General features: G+C 72.7%; 19 protein-coding genes. 18 read left to right on the top strand and 1 reads right to left on the bottom strand.

Going from position 1 to position 20,119, the window contains the following annotated elements:
• The first annotated feature begins 1 nt into the window (after position 1).
• From RDV89_RS04475 to RDV89_RS04500, 6 genes are all read left to right on the top strand, one after another.
• On the top strand, positions 2-667 hold the full coding sequence (locus tag RDV89_RS04475) for an HAD family hydrolase (protein ID WP_315731702.1): 666 nt from the start codon (positions 2-4) through the stop codon (positions 665-667).
• A 239-nt stretch (positions 668-906) separates the two neighbouring features.
• The gene (locus RDV89_RS04480) at positions 907-2,469 is read left to right on the top strand and encodes an ABC transporter substrate-binding protein (protein ID WP_315731704.1); all 1,563 of its coding nucleotides are present in this window, start codon (positions 907-909) and stop codon (positions 2,467-2,469) included.
• 40 nt (positions 2,470-2,509) lie between these two features.
• Positions 2,510-3,514: an ABC transporter permease gene (locus RDV89_RS04485; RefSeq protein WP_315731706.1), complete on the top strand. Its 1,005-nt coding sequence runs from the start codon at positions 2,510-2,512 to the stop codon at positions 3,512-3,514.
• The gene (locus RDV89_RS04490) at positions 3,511-4,440 is read left to right on the top strand and encodes an ABC transporter permease (protein ID WP_315731708.1); all 930 of its coding nucleotides are present in this window, start codon (positions 3,511-3,513) and stop codon (positions 4,438-4,440) included. The genes RDV89_RS04485 and RDV89_RS04490 overlap by 4 nt, the downstream gene beginning before the upstream one ends.
• Positions 4,441-4,448: 8 nt before the next feature.
• Positions 4,449-5,474, top strand: coding sequence for an ABC transporter ATP-binding protein (locus RDV89_RS04495; protein WP_315731710.1), 1,026 nt, complete (start codon positions 4,449-4,451; stop codon positions 5,472-5,474).
• Positions 5,471-6,544, top strand: a complete 1,074-nt coding sequence (locus tag RDV89_RS04500) for an ABC transporter ATP-binding protein (RefSeq protein WP_315731712.1) — start codon at positions 5,471-5,473, stop codon at positions 6,542-6,544. Before RDV89_RS04495 ends, RDV89_RS04500 begins: the two co-directional genes overlap by 4 nt.
• Here the strand turns inward: RDV89_RS04500 and RDV89_RS04505 are convergent.
• A complete protein-coding gene (locus tag RDV89_RS04505) occupies positions 6,478-7,410 on the bottom strand; it encodes a RecB family exonuclease (protein WP_315731714.1) in 933 nt (310 codons plus the stop codon). The genes RDV89_RS04500 and RDV89_RS04505 overlap by 67 nt on opposite strands.
• A 61-nt stretch (positions 7,411-7,471) precedes the next feature.
• Between RDV89_RS04505 and RDV89_RS04510 the strand changes: the two genes are divergently transcribed.
• From RDV89_RS04510 to tatA, 12 genes are all read left to right on the top strand, one after another.
• Entirely contained in the window at positions 7,472-8,611 is a 1,140-nt protein-coding gene (locus tag RDV89_RS04510) for a M50 family metallopeptidase (protein WP_315731716.1), read from the top strand.
• Between the two features lie 76 nt (positions 8,612-8,687).
• Positions 8,688-9,749, top strand: a complete 1,062-nt coding sequence (locus RDV89_RS04515; RefSeq protein ID WP_315731718.1) for a tRNA (adenine-N1)-methyltransferase — start codon at positions 8,688-8,690, stop codon at positions 9,747-9,749.
• Between the two features lie 120 nt (positions 9,750-9,869).
• The gene (gene arc / locus RDV89_RS04520; RefSeq protein WP_315731720.1) at positions 9,870-11,528 is read left to right on the top strand and encodes a proteasome ATPase; all 1,659 of its coding nucleotides are present in this window, start codon (positions 9,870-9,872) and stop codon (positions 11,526-11,528) included.
• A 59-nt stretch (positions 11,529-11,587) separates the two neighbouring features.
• Positions 11,588-13,096, top strand: coding sequence for a depupylase/deamidase Dop (gene dop / locus RDV89_RS04525; RefSeq protein WP_315731722.1), 1,509 nt, complete (start codon positions 11,588-11,590; stop codon positions 13,094-13,096).
• 49 nt (positions 13,097-13,145) lie between these two features.
• Positions 13,146-13,343 (top strand): ubiquitin-like protein Pup, encoded by a 198-nt coding sequence (locus RDV89_RS04530; RefSeq protein WP_315731724.1) that lies wholly within the window; start codon positions 13,146-13,148, stop codon positions 13,341-13,343.
• A 3-nt stretch (positions 13,344-13,346) separates the two neighbouring features.
• The gene (gene prcB, locus RDV89_RS04535; RefSeq protein ID WP_315731726.1) at positions 13,347-14,255 is read left to right on the top strand and encodes a proteasome subunit beta; all 909 of its coding nucleotides are present in this window, start codon (positions 13,347-13,349) and stop codon (positions 14,253-14,255) included.
• On the top strand, positions 14,252-14,965 hold the full coding sequence (gene prcA, locus RDV89_RS04540; protein ID WP_315731728.1) for a proteasome subunit alpha: 714 nt from the start codon (positions 14,252-14,254) through the stop codon (positions 14,963-14,965). The genes prcB and prcA overlap by 4 nt, the downstream gene beginning before the upstream one ends.
• Before the next feature lie 55 nt (positions 14,966-15,020).
• Positions 15,021-16,382: a Pup--protein ligase gene (gene pafA, locus RDV89_RS04545; RefSeq protein WP_315731730.1), complete on the top strand. Its 1,362-nt coding sequence runs from the start codon at positions 15,021-15,023 to the stop codon at positions 16,380-16,382.
• Between the two features lie 120 nt (positions 16,383-16,502).
• Positions 16,503-17,657: an FKBP-type peptidyl-prolyl cis-trans isomerase gene (locus tag RDV89_RS04550; protein WP_315731732.1), complete on the top strand. Its 1,155-nt coding sequence runs from the start codon at positions 16,503-16,505 to the stop codon at positions 17,655-17,657.
• Positions 17,658-17,679: 22 nt separating this feature from the next.
• A complete protein-coding gene (locus RDV89_RS04555) occupies positions 17,680-18,714 on the top strand; it encodes a helix-turn-helix transcriptional regulator (RefSeq protein ID WP_315731734.1) in 1,035 nt (344 codons plus the stop codon).
• Entirely contained in the window at positions 18,711-19,760 is a 1,050-nt protein-coding gene (locus RDV89_RS04560; RefSeq protein WP_315731735.1) for a helix-turn-helix transcriptional regulator, read from the top strand. The genes RDV89_RS04555 and RDV89_RS04560 overlap by 4 nt, the downstream gene beginning before the upstream one ends.
• Positions 19,761-19,824: 64 nt before the next feature.
• The gene (gene tatA / locus RDV89_RS04565; protein WP_315731737.1) at positions 19,825-20,115 is read left to right on the top strand and encodes a Sec-independent protein translocase subunit TatA; all 291 of its coding nucleotides are present in this window, start codon (positions 19,825-19,827) and stop codon (positions 20,113-20,115) included.
• Positions 20,116-20,119: the final 4 nt, after the last annotated feature.

A 20,119-nucleotide genomic window follows, 5' to 3' on the forward strand; every position in this document is an offset into this window, starting at 1 on the left:
GGTGGACGCCCGCGAGCTGCCCGCCGCCGCCCTCTGGGACATGGACGGCACGCTGGTCGACACCGAGCCGTACTGGATCGCCACCGAGTTCGAGCTGGCCGACACCTACGGCGGCAGCTGGAGCACCGAGCACGCCCTGGCGCTGGTGGGCAACGACCTGCTCGTCTCGGGCCGCTACATCCGCGAGCACATGGGCATCGACCTGGCGCCCGAGCGGATCGTGGAGCTGCTGCTCGACGGGGTCGTGGAGCGGGTGCGGCGTGAGGTGCCCTGGCGCCCGGGCGCCCGGGAGCTGCTGGTGGACCTGGCGGACTCGGGCGTGCCGTGCGCGCTGGTGACGATGTCCTACCGACGGTTCGTGACGCCGATCCTCGAGTCGCTGCCCGCGGGGACGTTCGCGGCCGTCGTGACGGGCGACGAGGTCGAGCACGGCAAGCCGCACCCGCAGCCCTACCTGCGAGCGGCCGAGGCGCTGGGCGTCGCCCCCGAGGCGTGCGTCGCCCTCGAGGACTCCACGACGGGCGTGGCCTCGGCGACCGCGGCCGGGTGCCGCGTGCTGGCCGTGCCGCACCACGTCGAGGTGCCGGACGGTCCCGGCCACGTCCGCCACGACACGCTCGCCGGGCTCGACGCGCGCTCGCTGTGGCGCCTCGTCGCCTCCACCTGAGGCCCGGTCGGGGCCGACGCCGTCGGTGGCGACCGGTCGATCGTTGCCGGATCGGGACCTGTCCGCGCCCGAACCGACGTGACGTGACGCACACTCCGCGCTAGTTTGCCCGGACGCCTTGTCGCGCTCGGGTCGACGGGGATGAGTTCATGAGGTGGACAGTGCGTTCGACGAGACTTCGTTCGTTCGGTGCCGCGACCGCGGCCTTCGTGGTAGGCGGCACGCTGCTCTCGGGTTGCGTGGCCAGTGAGCGGGACGAGAGCGGCGACGGGAGCACCTTCGTGTTCGCCGGCTCCGCGGCCCCCAAGACGCTGGACCCGTTCTACGCCTCCGACGGCGAGACGTTCCGGATCAGCCGACAGATCTTCGAGGGCCTGGTCGGCACCGACCCCGGCACCGTCGACCCGGCGCCGCTGCTGGCGGAGTCGTGGGACCAGTCGCCCGACGGCCTCTCGTACACCTTCCAGCTGAAGGAGGGCGTGAGCTTCCACGACGACACGCCGTTCGACGCGGAGGCGGTGTGCGCCAACTTCGACCGGTGGTACCAGACGCCGGAGCTGCAGCAGACCGACGACAAGGCGTACTACTACGGCAAGCTCTTCCGGGGCTTCGAGTCCGGCCCGACGGCCGGCAACGGCATCTACGACAGCTGCACGGCCGACGACGAGCTGACGGCCACCGTCAACCTCAACTCGCCGTTCGCCGGCTTCATCGCCGCGCTGACCCTGCCCGCGTTCTCCATGCAGAGCCCCACGGCGCTGGAGGAGTACCAGGACGACGAGGCCGACAACGTCCTGACCACCGAGTACGGGACGGCCCACCCGACCGGCACCGGCCCGTTCGTCTTCGACGCGTGGAACCAGGGCTCCGGCGAGGTGCGGCTCACGCGCAACGACGACTACTGGGGCGAGGTCGCCAGCATCGAGCGGGTGGTCGTCGTCGAGATCGACACTCCCCGCGGTCGCGCCGACGCGCTGCGCAACGGGGACATCGACGGCTTCGACCTGGTCGGCCCCGCGGACGTCGCGCCGCTGGGCGACGACGGCTTCACGGTGGAGGACCGCCCGGCGTTCAACATCCTCTACCTCGCCTTCAACCAGGCGCAGGCGCCGTTCGACGACCCGCGGGTGCGCCAGGCGATCGCCCACGCCATCGACAAGGACGCCGTCATCTCCGCCTCGATGCCCGACGGCACCGAGCCCGCGACCCAGTTCGTCCCGGAGCTCGTGGACGGGTACGCGGACGACGTCGCGACCTACGACTACGACCCGGACGAGGCGCGCCGACTGCTGGAGGAGGCGGGTGTCGCCGGCTCGACGATCACCTTCAACTACCCGACCAACATCAGCCGGCCCTACATGCCGCAGCCCGAGGACACGTTCAACGTGATCCGCAGCCAGCTGGAGGAGGTCGGGCTCAGCATCGAGCCGGCCGCGCAGGAGTGGACGGACTACCTCGAGCAGGTGCAGAGCACGCCCGACCACGGCATCCACCTGCTCGGCTGGACGGGCGACTACAACGACCCCGACAACTTCCTCGGCGTCTTCTTCGGCCAGGCCGGACTCGAGTGGGGCTTCGACGAGCCCGGCCTGTTCGAGTCGATCGCCGCGCCCCGTGAGCTCACGACGCCCGAGGAGCAGCGCCCGCTCTACGAGCAGGTCAACCGCGACGTCATGGAGTTCCTGCCCGGCGTCCCGCTCGCCAGCCCGGTCCCGTCCCTGGCCTTCGCGCCGGAGGTCGAGGGCTACGTCGCCAGCCCCGTCCAGGACGAGGTCTGGAACACGATCACGATCGAGGACTGACCGGCTCGCGCCGGTCGACGAGGTGAGCTGACACCAGACCATGCTCCGTTTCGTCGCACGCCGACTGCTCCTGCTCGTCCCGGTGCTGTTCGGCCTGTCGGTCCTGCTGTTCGCGTGGGTGCGCGCGCTCCCCGGGGATCCCGCCCGGGCCCTGCTCGGGGAGCGCGCGTCCCCGGCCGGCATCGACCGCGTCAACGAGATCTACGGGTTCGACCGGCCGCTGCTGGAGCAGTACGGCCTGTACGTCTCCGCCCTGCTGCGCGGTGACTTCGGCACGTCGATCCAGACGGGCCGGTCGGTGACCGGCTCCTTCGTCGACTACTTCCCGGCCACCCTCGAGCTCGCCGGCGCCGCGCTGCTGTTCGCGGTCGTGCTCGGGGTGCCGCTCGGCTACCTCGCTGCGCGTCACCAGGGGCGCCTGCTCGACACGGTCGTCGTGTCGGGGTCCCTGCTGGGGGTCGTCACGCCCGTGTTCTTCCTGGCCATCCTGCTCAAGCTGGTCTTCGCGGACTGGCTCGGCTGGCTCCCGGCGTCGTTGCGGCAGGACCCGCGGATCGACGCGACCCACGTGACGAACTTCTACGTCCTCGACGGCCTCCTGACCGGCGAGCTCGACGCGGCGTGGGACGCCGTGCTCCACCTGGTCCTGCCGGCGATCGCGCTGGGCACCATCCCGCTGGCGATCATCGTGCGCATCACGCGCGCCGCGGTGGCCGACGTGCTGAACGAGGACTACGTCCGCACGGCCCGGGCCAAGGGCCTGTCCAGCCGGACGGTCTCCGTGCGCCACGTGCTGCGCAACGCGCTGCTGCCGGTCGTCACCACGATCGGTCTCCAGGCCGGTCTGCTGCTGTCCGGCGCCGTGCTGACCGAGACCGTCTTCGCCTTCAACGGCGTCGGCTCCTACCTGTTCACGGCCATCACGCGCCGCGACTATCCCGTCCTCCAGGGGTTCATCCTGTTCATCGCGCTGATCTACTGCCTGGTCAACCTGCTGGTCGACGTCGCGTACGGCGTCATCGACCCCCGGATGCGTGCCTCATGAGCATCGCGGAGTCCCTGGAGAAGGCCGACGGCCTCGACGACGGTGGGGTCAACCTCTGGCGCGGGGCGTGGCGGCGGCTGCGGCGCTCGCCCACCGCGTGGCTCGGCGCCGTCATCGTGGGCGCGTTCCTGCTGGTCGCGCTCGCCGCCCCCCTGCTGACCTCCTACGAGCCGGCCTCGACGCAGTGGGCGGGCCAGGTGGGCACCAGCAACGTCCCGGGGCCCTCGGAGGACCACGTCCTGGGCCTCGACCGGTTCGGCTCGGACCTGTGGACCCAGCTGGTCTACGGCGCGCGCACGTCCCTGCTCTACGGCGTGATCTCCACGCTCATCGGGCTCGTGGCGGGCGCGACGCTCGGTGCGGTGGCGGGCGGGTTCGCGACCGTGGGCGGCCGCATCGGCGGCGTCGTGGACAGCGCGCTGATGCGCCTGGTCGACATCATGCTCTCGGTGCCGAGCCTCCTGCTGGCGGTCAGCGTGGCGGCGGTCCTCGGCCAGAGCGGCACGGCGATCGTGATCGCCATCGGCGTCGCGCAGGTGCCGGTCTTCGCCCGGCTGCTGCGCAGCTCGATGCTGAGCCAGGGCCAGGCCGACTACGTCCTCGCCGCCAACGCGCTGGGCCTGCGCCGCTCGCGCATCGTGATGAGCCACCTGCTGCCCAACTCGGTGGGGCCGACGATCGTGCAGGCGACGCTCAACCTCGCCACGGCGATCATCGAGGTCGCGGCGCTGTCCTACCTCGGCCTCGGTGCCCCGGACCCGGCGATCGCGGAGTGGGGCCGGATGCTCGTGGCCGCCCAGGACCGGTTCGACGAGGCGCCGCGCCTGGCCGTCCTGCCGGGCGTCGCCATCGCCGTGACCGCCCTCGGGTTCACGCTGCTGGGCGAGTCCCTGCGCGAGTCCCTCGACCCCCGCTCCCGGAGGTGAGCCCCGACATGAGTGCCCCCGCCACGCCGGAGACCGGGCGTACGCCCCTGCTCTCGGTGCGCGACCTGCGGGTCCGCTTCACCCGCGACGGCCGCACCACCACGGCGGTCGACGAGGTCGCCTTCGACGTCGCGCCCGGTCAGAACGTCGCCCTGGTGGGGGAGTCGGGCAGCGGGAAGTCCGTGACCTCGCTGGCCGTCATGGGTCTGCTGCCCGCGCGCGGGGTCGAGGTCTCCGGCTCGGTGACCTACGACGGCCGCGACCTGCTGGGGATGCGCCCGCGCGAGCTCGAACGCCTGCGCGGCCCCGAGATCGCCATGGTCTTCCAGGACCCGATGACCTCGCTCAACCCGGTGGTCACGGTCGGCACGCAGCTCGACGAGGTCCTGAAGCGCCACTTCGACCTCTCGCGCCGCGAGCGCCGCGAGCGCTGCGCCGACCTGCTCGCCCGGGTGGGTATCCCGGACCCCGTGCGACGGCTCAAGGAGTACCCCCACCAGCTCTCCGGGGGGATGCGCCAACGGGTGCTCATCGCGATCGCCCTCGCCTGCGAGCCGCGCCTGCTGATCGCCGACGAGCCGACCACGGCGCTCGACGTGACCATCCAGGCGCAGGTCCTCGACGTGCTCGCCGAGCTCGTCGCCGGCAGCTCGACGGCCCTGCTGCTCATCACCCACGACCTCGGGGTCGTGGCGGGCGTGTGCGACGAGGTGAACGTGATGTACGCGGGGCGCATCGTCGAGCAGGCCCCGCGGCGCCCGCTGTTCGCCGCTCCCGCGCACCCCTACACCGACGGGTTGCTGGGCAGCATCCCGCGCCTGGACACCCCGCGCGGCGCGCCGCTCGTCCCGATCCCCGGGTCCCCGACGCAGACGCTGCCGTGGGCCGACGCCTGCGCCTTCGCGCCCCGGTGCCCGCGGGTCGAGGACGACTGCCGCGCCGGCGCGCCGCGGCTGGAGGCGCGCGGGGAGGGCCGCGACGTCCGCTGCTTCCACCCGCTCGTGCCCACCGCCACCCGGAAGGACCTGCGATGACCGGCCCGGAGAAGGAACAGGCGCCCAACCCCGTGCTCGAGGTCCGCGACCTCGCGGTGCACTACCCGCTGCGGGGACGCCGCGGCACGGTACGCGCGGTGGACGGCGTGGACCTGCAGGTGCACGCCGGCTCCACCCTGGGACTGGTCGGCGAGTCGGGCTGCGGCAAGTCCACGCTGGGCCGGGCCGTGCTGCGCCTGGCGCCCGTGACCCGGGGCGAGGTGCTCCTCGACGGCGAGGACCTCGCGGCCCTGCGCGGGGAGGCGCTGCGTCGCCGGCGCCGCGACCTGCAGATGGTGTTCCAGGACCCGCTGGCCAGCCTCAACCCGCGCCAGTCCGTCGACACGATCCTGACCGAGCCGATGCGGGCCCACCGCCTGCCCGTCGGGCCGGGGAGGGTCGCCGAGCTGCTCGACCAGGTCGGCCTCCCCGCGTCGGCCGCGCGTCGCTACCCGCACGAGTTCTCGGGCGGGCAGCGCCAACGCATCGGGATCGCCCGCGCCCTGGCGCTCGAGCCGCGGGTGGTCATCGCCGACGAGCCGGTCTCCGCGCTGGACGTCTCGATCCAGGCGCAGGTCCTGAACCTGCTGGCCGAGCTGCAGGAGCGGCTCGGGCTCACCTACCTCGTCATCGCCCACGACCTCGCCGTCGTGCGGCACGTCTCGGACGTCGTGGCGGTGATGTACCTCGGCGGCATCGTCGAGCAGGCCGACGCCGACGCCCTCTACGACCAGCCCCTGCACCCCTACACCCGCGGGCTCATGTCGGCCGTGCCCGTGCCCGACCCCCTCGTGGAGGACGCCCGCGAGCGGATCCTGCTGCGCGGCGACCTGCCGTCCCCGGCCTCACCGCCGAGCGGCTGCCGGTTCCACACCCGCTGCCCGTTCGTGCAGGAGGCGCGGTGCCGCGACGAGCGGCCGCTGCTGCGGCCGGTCCCGGCGCCGCGGGCGTCCGGGGCGTCCGGGGCGCGCCCCCCGTCGGGGGACCACCTCGTGGCCTGCCACTACGTCGAGGAGATCGAGGCGGGGTCGATCGTGGCGAGGACCGACCCGGTCGCGGCGGGGGCCTGAGGCGGGACCGGCGGGACCGGCAGGACAGGTGGGAACGGCGGGGGAGTGCCGCCGTACGCCGGGCACAGCGCCTGGTGGGCGCACCAGCCGCACAGCTTGCTCGGCCGCGGCTGCCAGTCCCCGCTGGTGCGGGCCTCGCTGATCGCCTGCCAGATGGCCTCGACCTTGCGCTCCAGCGCCAGCAGGTCCCGCTCGTCGGGCCGGTCGGTGATGATCTCGCCGTTGCCGAGGTACATCAGCTGCAGCGCCGCCGGCAGGACACCCCGTGAGCGCAGCAGCACGAGGGCGTAGAACCGCATCTGGAACAGGGCGCGGGCCTCGAAGCCCACGCCGGGCGAGCGTCCCGTCTTGTAGTCGACGACCCGCACCCGTCCGTCGGGGGCCACGTCGAGCCGGTCGACGATGCCGCGCAGCACGAGCCGAGAGCCGGTCACGGTCTCCACGTAGAGCTCCCGCTCGGCGGGCTCGAGGCGACGCGGGTCCTCGAGCGTGAAGTAGCGGTCGACGACCCGGCCGCACTGCTCGAGCCACGCCTCCTCGGTGGGGCCGTCGGCGGCGTGCGGCGACAGCAGCGCGAGCACGGCCGGCTCGGCCTCGCCGACCTGCGACCACGCCGGTCCCAGCAGGTCGCGCGCCCGCTCCGGGGTGCGCTCGGCGGCCGGCTCGTCGAAGAGCAGCTCGAGGGCCCGGTGCACCACCGTGCCGCGCACCGCGTCGAGCGACGGCTGCTCCGGGAGACGGTCGACGTGGCGGAAGCGGTAGAGCAGCGGACAGGTCAGGAAGTCGCCCGCGCGGCTCGGCGAGAGCGAGCCCACGACGTCCGCGTCGGCGGCGATCGAGGTCAGTGCGTCGGCCGGCGAGTCCACGGCGATCACCCTAGGTCAGGGCACCGACGGTGCTCTCGTGACGTCGGCTAGCCTCGACGGCGTGGGGGACGCAGCGAGACAGGACCGCCCGGCGGCGCCGCGCGGCACCTTCCGGCTGGGGCGCATCGCCGACAGCGACGTCCTGGTCTCCCGCTCCTGGTTCCTGGTCGCCGCGCTCATCGCCGTCGTCATGGCGCCCCGCGTCGACCAGGTGCAGCCGGGCCTGGGCCCGTGGAAGTACGTCGCGGGCCTCGTCTTCGCGGTCCTGCTCTACCTCTCCGTCCTGCTGCACGAGGCCTCGCACGCCATCGCCGCCCGGCACTACGGCTACCGCGTCTCGTCCATCACGCTGCACTTCCTCGGCGGGATGACCGCGATCGAGGAGGAGTCGCGGCGTCCCCGCCACGAGTTCGTGATCTCGGTGGTCGGCCCGCTGACCTCGATCGCGGTGGGCGCCGCCGCGGTCGGGCTGTGGTTCGTCACGCCCGGCGGCCTCATCCAGCTCAGCGTCGAGGCGCTGGCGTTCGCGAACCTGCTGGTCGGCCTGCTCAACCTCGTGCCCGGGCTGCCCCTGGACGGCGGCCGGGCCCTGCAGGCCGGTGTCTGGAAGCTGACCGGGTCGCGCGAGCGCGGCACCGTCGTGGCCGGGTGGGCCGGCCGCGTGGTCGCCTTCGCGGTGCTCGGCTGGCCGATCCTGGTCGCGGAGCTCCTGGGCACCGAGCCGCGGCTGCTCGACTTCGCGCTGGCCGGCGTCGTCGCGGCCTTCCTCTGGACCGGGGCGAGCGCCGTGCTGGCCCACGCCCGGCTGCGCAGCCGCATGCCGCGCCTGGACGTGCGCGCCCTGGCGCGCCCCCTGCTGCTGGTGCCGGTCGACGTCTCGGTCGCGGAGGCGGTACGCCGCGCCCAGGCCGCCGCGGCGGGCGGCATCGTCACCGTCGACCAGGACGGGCGCCCGGTCGGCATCCTCAGCGAGGCCGCGCTGCGCCGGATGCCGGAGGACCGGCGGCCGTGGGCCGCCGTCGGCACGCTGACCCGGACGATCGCGCCCGAGCTCGTGCTGCCGGCCGACCTGGCCGGCGAGAGCCTGCTCACGACGCTGCAGCAGAACCCGGCGACGGAGTACCTGCTGGTCGAGCCGGACGGGAGCCCCTACGGCGTGCTCTCGGTCCACGACGTGGACCGGGCGCTGCGCGCGGGCTGAGGCGCCCCCTCGCGCCCGCCCCCCGCTGCCCTCGCCGAATGCGCCCGGGGCCCGGCGGATCGCTACCCTTCCGCGCATGCCCGACGCGCCCTCCGCCGAGCCCGTGACCGCCGCCGAGACTCCCGCCGAGACTCCCACCGAGACCTCACCGTCCCCGGGCGACGTCCACCCCGACGCGTGGTCGGGCGTCCACCGCGGACCGCTGCGCGAGGGCGAGTGGGTGCGGCTCACGGACCAGAAGGGCCGCCGCCACAACTTCTGCCTCGTCGCGGGCAAGCGCTTCTTCAGCAACCGCGGCCACCTGGAGCACGACGAGATGATCGGCCGTGAGGAGGGCTTCACCGTCACCTCGTCGGCCGGCGGGGAGTACCTCGTGTTCCGGCCGCTGCTCTCGGAGTTCGTGGTCTCGATGCCGCGCGGCGCGGCGGTGGTCTACCCCAAGGACGCCGCCCAGATCGTGGCGCTGGCCGACATCTACCCGGGCGCCCGGGTGGTCGAGGCGGGCGTCGGCTCCGGCGCCCTGACCTGCTCCCTCCTGCGCGCCGTCGGCCCCTACGGCCGGGTCACCTCCTACGAGCGCCGCGAGGAGTTCGCCGACGTCGCACGCCGCAACGTGGACCAGTTCTTCGGCGCGCCCGCGGGCTCGAGCCACCCGTGCTGGGACCTGCGCCTCGGCGACCTCGCCGAGGAGCTGCCGCGCACCGGGGAGCCGGCGGACCGGGTGATCCTGGACATGCTGGCGCCGTGGGAGTGCGTGGACGCGGTGGGCGACGCCCTCACCCCCGGCGGCATCGTGTGCGTCTACGTCGCCACGACCACGCAGCTGAGCCGCGTCGTCGAGACGCTGCGCGCCCACGGCGGCTTCACCGAGCCGCAGGCCTGGGAGTCGCTCGTGCGCGACTGGCACGTCGAGGGCCTGGCCGTGCGGCCCGGCCACAAGATGATCGGTCACACCGCGTTCCTGGTCACGGCGCGCCGCATGGCGCCGGGGGAGCGGCCGCCCGTGAAGAAGCGGCGCCCCGCGCCCGGGGCGTACGGCCCGGACTACTCCGGCCCGCGGCCCGCCGGCATGGCGACCGAGTCGCTCGAACCGGTCGAGCTGGCCGGGACCGGCGACGAGACGCCCGACGAGGACTGACCCGGCGCCGGCGGGCGCGCCGCTCCGCGACACGATCGTGACCAAGAAGCGCGGACAATGACTTCCGCGCGTCGGATGCGCGAGTAGGGTCGACATCACCCTCAGGAGGTGGTGACGACCATGTCGACATCCGACTACCGCGACCTCGAGCTGCGCCTGGCGGACACGCAGCGCTCGCTCGCCGCCGTGACCAGCCAGAACGAGCGACTCGCGGGCACGCTGCGCGACGCGCGCGACCAGATCACCCGCATGAAGGAGGAGATCGACAAGCTCGCGCAACCGCCGGCGGGCTTCGGCGTCTTCCTCTGCCGCAACGACGACGACACGGTCGACATCGTCACCGGCGGGCGGAAGCTGCGGGTGTCGGTCAGCCCGGAGGTGGACCTCGACGGCCTGCGCCGCGGCCAGGAGGTGCTGCTCAACGAGGCCCTCAACATCGTCGCCGCCTTCGAGTTCGAGCAGGTGGGCGAGGTCGTCATGTTCAAGGAGCTGCTCGCCGACGGCGAGCGGGTCCTGGTCATCGCGAACGCCGACGAGGAGCGCGTCGTGCGCCTCGCGGAGCCGCTGATCGGCCAGACCCTGCGGGCCGGCGACTCGCTGCTGCTCGACTCCCGCGCCGGCTACGTCTACGAGAAGGTCCCGAAGTCCGAGGTCGAGGAGCTGGTCCTCGAGGAGGTCCCGGACATCGCCTACGAGTCGATCGGCGGCCTGGCCGGGCAGATCGAGCAGATCCAGGACGCCGTCGAGCTGCCCTACCTGCATCCCGACCTCTTCCTCGAGCACGAGCTGAAGCCGCCGAAGGGGATCCTGCTCTACGGCCCTCCCGGCTGCGGCAAGACGCTCATCGCCAAGGCGGTCGCGAACTCGCTGGCCAAGAAGGTGGCGGCCCGGCACGCGGACGACGCCACGCTGGCGGACGCGCGGGCGTACTTCCTCAACATCAAGGGCCCGGAGCTGCTCAACAAGTACGTCGGCGAGACCGAGCGCCACATCCGGCTCGTTTTCCAGCGGGCCCGTGAGAAGGCCTCGCAGGGCACCCCGGTGATCGTGTTCTTCGACGAGATGGACTCGCTGTTCCGCACCCGTGGCTCGGGCGTCTCCTCCGACGTCGAGAACACGATCGTGCCGCAGCTGCTGAGCGAGATCGACGGTGTCGAGACGCTGGAGAACGTGCTCGTCATCGGCGCCTCGAACCGCGAGGACATGATCGACCCCGCGATCCTGCGGCCCGGGCGGCTCGACGTGAAGATCAAGATCGAGCGGCCCGACGCGGAGTCGGCGCGCGACATCTTCAGCAAGTACCTGACCGACCGCCTGCCCCTGCACCTCGACGACGTCGCCGAGTTCGGCGGCGACCGCGAGGCGTGCGTCGAGGGCATGATCCGGGCCACCGTCGAGCGGATGTACACCGAGAGCGAGGAGAACCGCTTCCTCGAGGTGACCTACGCCAACGGTGACAAGGAGGTCATGTACTTCAAGGACTTCAACTCCGGCGCCATGATCCAGAACATCGTCGACCGGGCGAAGAAGATGGCGATCAAGGACTTCCTCGACCTGGGCCAGAAGGGCATGCGGGTCCAGCACCTGCTGCAGGCCTGCGTCGACGAGTTCAAGGAGAACGAGGACCTGCCGAACACCACCAACCCCGACGACTGGGCGCGGATCTCCGGCAAGAAGGGCGAGCGGATCGTGTTCATCCGCACGCTCATCACCGGCAAGCAGGGCACGGAGCCGGGTCGCTCCATCGACACGGTCGCCAACACGGGGCAGTACCTGTAGGGGTCGAGACCCCCCGCAGGTCGGCGTGGGCCGAGGAGGCGCGACGTAGGGTCCAGGGCATGAGCGTGCGGCGCGTGATGGGCTCCGAGGTCGAGTACGGCATCAGCGTGGTCGGCCAGCCGACCGCCAACCCGATGGTCGCGTCCTCCCAGGTGGTGAACGCGTACGCCTCCTCGGCCCTGCGGGCCCGCCGCGCCCGCTGGGACTTCGAGGAGGAGTCGCCGCTGCGCGACGCCCGCGGGTTCGACCTCTCGCGTGGCGACGCGGACCCCTCCCAGCTGACCGACGAGGACCTCGGCCTGGCCAACAGCATCCTCACCAACGGCGCGCGGCTCTACGTCGACCACGCCCACCCCGAGTTCTCCACGCCCGAGGTGACGACGCCGCTGGACCTGGTGCGCTGGGACAAGGCCGGCGAGCGCGTCATGGAGGCCGCGGCGCGGATGGCCGCGGCGATGCCGCAGGGCCAGCCGATCGTGCTCTACAAGAACAACACCGACAACAAGGGCGCCTCCTACGGCGCGCACGAGAACTACCTGATGCGGCGCTCGACGCCGTTCGGCGACATCGTGCGCCACCTGACCCCGTTCTTCGTCTCGCGCCAGGTGGTGTGCGGGGCCGGCCGGGTCGGCATCGGGCAGGACGGGCGTCGCCACGGGTTCCAGATCAGCCAGCGTGCCGACTACTTCGAGGTCGAGGTCGGCCTGGAGACGACCCTGAAGCGCCCGATCATCAACACGCGCGACGAGCCGCACGCCGACCCCGAGAAGCACCGCCGGCTGCACGTCATCATCGGCGACGCCAACCTCGCCGAGGTCTCCACCTACCTCAAGGCGGGCACCACCGCGCTGGTGCTGGCCATGATCGAGGACGACTTCATCGACGCCGACCTCTCCGTCGACCAGCCGGTGGGGGCGCTGCACGCCGTGTCCCACGACCCGACGCTGCGGCACCTCGTGACGCTGCGCGACGGTCGGTCGATGACGGCCGTGCAGCTGCAGCGCACCTACCTCGAGCTGGCGCACGCCTACGTCGACGACCGTCTCGGCGGCGACGTCGACGAGCAGACCAAGGACGTCCTGGTGCGGTGGGGATCGGTGCTCGACCGGCTGGAGACCGACCCGATGTCGCTGGCGGGAGAGCTCGACTGGGTGGCGAAGTACCAGCTCCTGCGCAGCTACCAGGAGCGCGACGGCCTCGACTGGGACGACGCGAAGCTGCACCTCGTCGACCTGCAGTACTCCGACATCCGGCCCGAGAAGGGTCTCTACCACCGGTTGGTCGGCGCCGGGCGCATGCAGCGACTGCTCACCGAGGAGCAGGTCCAGCACGCCGTCACGGAGCCGCCGGAGGACACGCGGGCGTACTTCCGCGGCCGCTGCCTGGCGCTGTACGCCCGCAACGTGGCCGCCGCGTCCTGGGACTCGGTCATCCTCGACCTCCCGGGCCGCGAGTCGCTGCAGCGCATCCCCACCATCGACCCGCTGCGCGGCACCCGCGCCCACGTCGGGCGCCTGCTGGACGAGTGCGCGACGGCCGAGGAGCTGTTCGCGGCGCTCACGGGCTGACGCGGGCCGGAGCGCTAGGGTCGACACCACACGAACGAGGAGGTCAGGCATGGCACAGGAGCAGAAGCGCCCCCAGCCGTCGTCCGAGGAGACCGAGGAGGTCGTCGAGGAGACGACCGGCGACGTCGCCGAGCGCAAGGACGCGATCGACGAGGACGTCGACTCGATCCTGGACGAGATCGACGAGGTCCTCGAGCAGAACGCGGAGGACTTCGTGAAGTCCTTCATCCAGAAGGGCGGGCAGTGACACGTGGGTGACCAGCACCTCGATCCCACGGGCGCGCGCCTCCCCGGCGCGTACCTGACCCCCGGGTCGTCCTCGTTCGCGGAGTTCGTCGCGGCCCAGGCCCCCGACCTGCTCCCGGGCCGGCGACCGGTCCCGGCGGCCGCGGCAGGTGGCGACATCGCCCCGCACGGCACGACCATCGTCTCGCTGACCTTCCCGGGCGGCGTCCTGATGGCCGGCGACCGGCGCGCCACCATGGGCAACATCATCTCCAGCCGCGACATCGAGAAGGTCTTCCCGGCCGACGAGCACAGCTGCGTCGGCATCGCGGGCACCGCGGGTCTCGCCGTCGAGATGGTCCGGCTGTTCCAGCTCGAGCTGGAGCACTACGAGAAGATCGAGGGCACCACGCTCTCGATGCAGGGCAAGGCCAACCGCCTCGCCGCCCTGATCCGCGGCAACCTCGGCCTGGCCATGCAGGGCCTCGCGGTGGTGCCGCTGTTCGCCGGCTACGACCTCGACGCCGGCCTCGGCCGGATCTTCAGCTACGACGTCGTCGGCGGGCGCAGCGAGGAGACCGGGTTCCACGCGGTGGGATCCGGCTCGCTGTTCGCGCGCGGCTCGCTGAAGAAGCTGTACCGCCCCGACCTCGACGCCCGCCGCGCCGCGCTGGTCGCGCTGCAGGCGCTCTACGACGCGGCCGACGACGACTCCGCGACGGGCGGGCCCGACGTGAGCCGGCGCATCTTCCCGATCGTGCACGTGATCACGGCCGACGGCGGCGAGCGGCTGCCCGAGGGCGAGGTGACCACGCTGGCCGAGGAGGTCGTCGCGGGGCGCGTGCTGCGTCCCGACGGCCCGCCCGCGCGGGTGGAGGACCCGACCGGGCGCGAGGCCACGACCGGCGGCACGACCGAGGGAGACCTGCGATGAGCATGCCGTTCTACGTCTCGCCCGAGCAGCAGATGAAGGACCGGGCCGACTTCGCGCGCAAGGGCATCGCGCGGGGCCGCTCGGTCGTCGCGGTGCAGTACGCCCAGGGCATCCTGTTCGCCTCGGAGAACCCGTCGCAGGCGCTGCACAAGGTCTCGGAGATCTACGACCGGATCGCGTTCGCGGCCGTGGGCCGCTACAACGAGTTCGAGTCGTTGCGCATCGCCGGCGTGCGCCTGGCCGACATGCGCGGCTTCTCCTACGACCGCCGCGACGTCACCGGCCGCAGCCTGGCCAACGCGTACGCCCAGACGCTCGGCGCGATCTTCTCCTCGGGCGGGGAGAAGCCCTACGAGGTCGAGATCTTCGTCGGGGAGATCGGCACGGAGCCCGGCGCGGACCAGATCTTCCGTCTCACCTACGACGGCCAGGTCTTCGACGAGCACCGCTACGCCGTCATGGGCGGCGCGGCCGACGTGGTGGGCACCTACCTCGAGGAGCACTACGTCGAGGGCGCCGACCTCGCCACGGCCCTGCGCACCGCGGTGGCGGCGCTCGGGCACTCCCGCGACGAGCGGGGGCAGGACAGCGACCGGGAGATCGCCGTGGGCCAGCTCGAGGTGGCGGTCCTGGACCGCACCCGCACCCAGCCGCGCAAGTTCCGTCGGCTGCGGGCCGCCCAGCTCGAGGACCTGCTCGCGACGCGCTGAGGACGGGTCGGCTCGGACACGCCCCGCGTCAGGTCCCGAGTCGTAGTGTTCGGTCATGGACCGGCGGATCTTCGGGATCGAGAACGAGTACGGCGTCACGTGCACGTTCCGGGGGCAGCGGCGGCTGAGCCCCGACGAGGTCGCGCGCTACCTGTTCCGCAGGGTGGTGTCGTGGGGCCGCAGCAGCAACGTGTTCCTGCGCAACGGTGCGCGGCTGTACCTGGACGTCGGCTCCCACCCGGAGTACGCGACGCCCGAGTGCGACGACATCGGCGAGCTGGTCGCGCACGACAAGGCCGGTGAGCGGATCCTCGAGGGGCTGCTGATCGACGCCGAGCAGCGGCTGCACGACGAGGGCATCGCGGGCGACATCTACCTGTTCAAGAACAACACCGACTCGGCCGGCAACTCCTACGGCTGCCACGAGAACTACCTCGTGGGCCGGGCCGGCGAGTTCAGCCGGCTGGCCGACATCCTCATCCCGTTCCTGGTCACCCGCCAGATCGTGGTGGGGGCCGGCAAGATCACGCACACGCCGCGGGGCGCGGCGTACAGCGTCAGCCAGCGTGCCGAGCACATCTGGGAGGGCGTCAGCAGCGCAACGACGCGCTCGCGCCCGATCATCAACACCCGCGACGAGCCGCACGCCGACGCGGAGAAGTACCGCCGTCTGCACGTCATCGTCGGCGACTCGAACATGAGCGAGACGACGACGCTGCTGAAGGTCGCCAGCTGCGACCTCGTGCTGCGGATGATCGAGGAGGGGGTCGTCATGCGCGACCTCACGATGGAGAACCCGATCCGGGCGATCCGCGAGATCTCCCACGACGTGACGGGTCGGCGCAAGGTGCGCCTGGCCAACGGCCGCGAGGCGAGCGCGCTGGAGATCCAGGGGGAGTACCTGGCGAAGGCCCGCGACTTCGTCGACCGCCGCGAGATCTCGACGCCGGTCATCGAGCGCGCCCTCGACCTCTGGGAGCGCGGGCTCAAGGCCGTCGAGTCCGACGACCTCGGACTGGTCGACACCGAGATCGACTGGGTGATCAAGTGGAAGCTGATCGAGGCGTACCGCGCCAAGCACGGCCTCTCGCTGAACCACCCGCGCGTGGCCCAGCTCGATCTCGCCTACCACGACATCCGACGCGACCGCGGGCTGTTCTACCTGCTGCAGCGCCGGGGCCAGGCGGCCCGCACGACCACCGACCTGGCGACCTTCCGGGCGAAGTCCGTGCCGCCGCCGACGACGCGCGCCCACCTGCGCGGCGAGTTCATCAAGCGCGCCCAGGAGCGGCGCCGCGACTTCACGGTCGACTGGGTCCACCTCAAGCTCAACGACCAGGCCCAGCGCACGGTGCTGTGCAAGGACCCGTTCCGCTCCGAGGACGAGCGCGTGCAGCGGCTGATCGACGGCATGTGAACGGTCGGGCCGACCGTGCGTCGTGACGCGGGGTCGGGTCGGTAAGGTGACCGCGGCGTGCCCGCCGGGCGTCCGCCGTTGACCGCCGATCTGCTCGACGTCCTCGAAGAAGGTGTGCTCGTGCGTGCTGCTCGACCCGTCCGACGTACGTCCGCCGCCCTCGCGGCGGCCCTGCTGCCGCTGGGGGCCCTGGCGGCCTGCGGCAGCGACGACACCGACGCGGCAGGTCAGCTGGACCAGGTCTCCGTCAGCGGCGAGGTCGGCGAGCCGCCGACCGTCGAGATCAACGGCCAGGTCGACCCCGAGGGCTTCGCCTCCGAGGTCGTCGTCGAGGGCGACGGCCCGGAGATCGCGGACGGCGACTTCGCATTCCTGCAGATCTGGGCGGGCAACGGCTACACCGGCCAGGAGGCGTTCAGCACCTACGACTACGTGGCCGACGGCTTCGCCCCGGACCTGATGCGCGTGACGACGGGCGAGCTGGCCACCGAGGAGCTCACGGCGCTGCAGCAGTCGGCGCTGGCCGCCTTCCTGGGCGCGGACAGCAACTTCCCGGAGGCGGTCGTCGACAGCCTCGAGGGCGTCAAGGGCGGCTCCCGGGTCGTCGTCGTCGCGGACGCCGAGAGCAGCTTCGGCTCCACCGGCCAGCCGAACATCGGCATCGGCAACGGCGACGGCGTCGTCTTCGTCATCGACGTGCTGGACGTGCCCCTGAGCGGGCCCTCCGGCACCGACGTCGCCGCGCCCGAGGGCACCCCGACGCTGGTCGAGGACGGCGACGCCGTCACCGGCTTCGACTTCACCGGCGCCACCGAGCCGACGGACGAGCTGCAGGTCATCCCGCTGGTCGAGGGCGACGGCCCGGTGGTCGAGGAGGGTGCGACGCTGATCGCGAACTACCTGGGCCAGACCTTCGGCGGCGATGCGCCCTTCGACGAGTCCTACTCCGGCGGCATCCCGCGCGACTTCGTGGTCGGCGGCGAGAACGCCGGCGTGATCGAGGGCTGGAGCCAGGGCCTGGTCGGCCTGACCGCCGGATCCCGCGTGATCCTCGTCGTGCCGCCCGCGCTCGGCTACGGCGAGGAGGGCAACGAGGGCGCCGGCATCACGGGCACCGACACGCTCTACTTCGTCGTCGACGTGCTCGGCTCGACCGTCGTGCAGGTGCCCGAGCCGGAGCCGACCGAGACGGGGACCGACACCCCGGCCCCCGAGGAGGACCCGGCGGTGACGGACCCGGCCGCGACCGAGCCCACCTCGACCGCCACCGAGTGACCCGACCCCCGGAGGGCGCCGCATGAGCTCGGCCCGCAGCGAGCGGCTGATGAAGCTGCTCATCATGCTGCTCGTGCAGCGCCAGTACGTCGGCAAGGACCGCATCCGCGAGGCGCTCTACCCGGGCACCGGCGACGAGGCCTTCGAGCGGATGTTCGAGCGCGACAAGGACGAGCTGCGCTCGCTCGGCGTGCCGGTGGAGACCGGCACGCACGACGCGTACTTCGACGACGCGCAGGGCTACCGCGTGCGGCCCGATGCGTTCGAGCTGCCCGAGGTGGTGCTCACCTCGGCCGAGGCCGCCGTGCTGCGGGTCGCGACCCAGGTGTGGCAGACGACCCGGCTCGCCGACGCGACGCGCGACGGCCTGCGCAAGCTCACCGCCGGCGGCGCGCCGGTGGCGCTCGGCGACGACGCGGCCTCCGACCTCGGCGTGCGGATCCCGCTGCTCGGGGCCGAGGAGCCGTCGTTCGACGTCTTCGTCGAGGCGGCCCACGTGCGCAGCGAGGTGGTCTTCGACTACCGCGGCACGCAGGACGTCGCGGCCCGGCGCCGCCGGCTCCAGACGTGGGGGGTCGTGCGCCACGGCGGCCGGTGGTACGCCGTCGGCCGCGACCCCGAGGTCCCCCTCGGGCCGGACGAGGACGGACGCCGCGTGTTCCGGCTGTCCCGCGTCGTCGGGCAGGCCCGGACGCAGGGGCGGCGCGACGCGTTCGACGTGCCGGCCGACGTGGACGTGCGCGAGATCGCCCGTCGCATCGCCCCGCCCGCCCGCTCGGGCGCGCCGGCCGTGCTGCTGGTGCGTCAGGGTGCGGGCTTCGCGCTGCGCCGCGACGCCGCCGAGGTGACGCCCGGCGTGCGCGGGCCCGACGGCGGCGAGGCGTGGGACCGGGTACGCCTGCCGTGGTCGGGCGAGGAGGTCGCCCGCACGGTGCTCGAGCACGGCGCCGACGTCGTCGTCGAGGAGCCGCCGGCGCTGCGCGACCAGGTCGTGACGGCCCTGCGCGAGATCGCCGGACCGGGGGAGACCCCCGGACCGGGGGAGGAGAGCCGATGAGCGCGCCGAGCGGTGCTGGGGCCCGCGACCAGGTCGGTCGCATGCTCGCCCTGGTGCCCTACCTCAACGCCCGGGGGTCCGTGCACGTCGACGAGGCCTCGCGCGACCTCGGTGTCCCGGCCCAGCAGATCGTGCAGGACCTGCGCGTCCTGTTCCTGTGCGGCCTGCCCGGCGGCTATCCCGACGACCTCATCGACGTCGACATCGAGGCCCTGACCGACGCGGACGGCGACGGCGTGATCCGGATGTCCAACGCCGACTACCTCTCCCGGCCGCTGCGACTGGCGCCCACCGAGGCGTCCGCGCTCGTCGTGGCCCTGCGGGTCCTCGACGCGGACCCGGGCCTCCCGGAGGCGACCCGGGCGTCGCTGCACAGCGCTCTCGCCAAGCTGGAGGGCGCTCTGGGCCAGGACCGGCCCCGCATCGAGGCGGGTGACACCGACCCGGGCCAACGCGACCTCGACGAGCTGGCCGGACGGGTCGAGGACGCGCTCGCGGCGGGCGAGCAGCTGCGGATCACCTACCACGTCCCGGCCCGCGACGAGCTCGTCGAGCGGACCGTCGACCCGTGGGCGCTGGTGCGCCGCGGCGGCGTCGCGTACCTCGAGGCGTGGTGCCACCTCGTCAGCGACGAGCGCAGCTTCCGCCTGGACCGGGTCCACCACGCCGTCCGCCTGACCACCCCCGTCGAGCACCGGCGGCCGCCGGTCGCCGTCCCGGACGGCCAGGACCCAGCGGGAGAGCAGGACCAGGGCGCGACCCCGGGCGACGTCTTCCCGCGCGCGGACGAGACGCTGCTCGCGACCCTGCGGCTGGCGCCCCCGGCCCGGTGGGTCCCGGACTACTACCGCACCGAGGCCGTGCGGCCGCAGGAGGACGGCACCCTCGAGATCGACCTGAGGGTGGCCGACCCCCGCTGGCTGGAGCGGCTGGTCCTGCGGCTGGCGCCGCACGCGACCGTGCTCGACCCCACGTCGGTGTCGGAGCAGGTCACAGCAAGTGCTCAGCGCACGCTGAGGCTCTACGAAGGTGGTCGCGTAGGATGAAGGACCGAAGGACGTCTGTCGTCGAGTTGTTTGTGAGGCCCTTGTGACCAGTCCCCTTGTCACCATGCCCGGCGGGTGGGAGCTCGTCCTGATCGTGCTCGTCATCGTGCTCCTGTTCGGGGCGCGCAAGCTGCCCGAGCTGGCCCGCGGCACCGGTCAGGCCCTGCGCATCTTCAAGTCGGAGACCAAGGGTCTGACCGACGACGACGACGACCGCGCGAAGGACCAGCAGGACCGGCCCGCCCAGGGCACCGGTGCGCTCGGTGCGCGCGAGGCCGACCTGGGTGACCAGGCCGGTCGTCCGCGCGCGGCCGACCCGGTGCGCGACGAGCAGCGTCGCGACACCCAGGCCTGAGCCT

The sequence above is a fragment of the Nocardioides imazamoxiresistens genome (assembly GCF_032378595.1).
Taxonomy (GTDB): domain Bacteria; phylum Actinomycetota; class Actinomycetes; order Propionibacteriales; family Nocardioidaceae; genus Nocardioides; species Nocardioides imazamoxiresistens.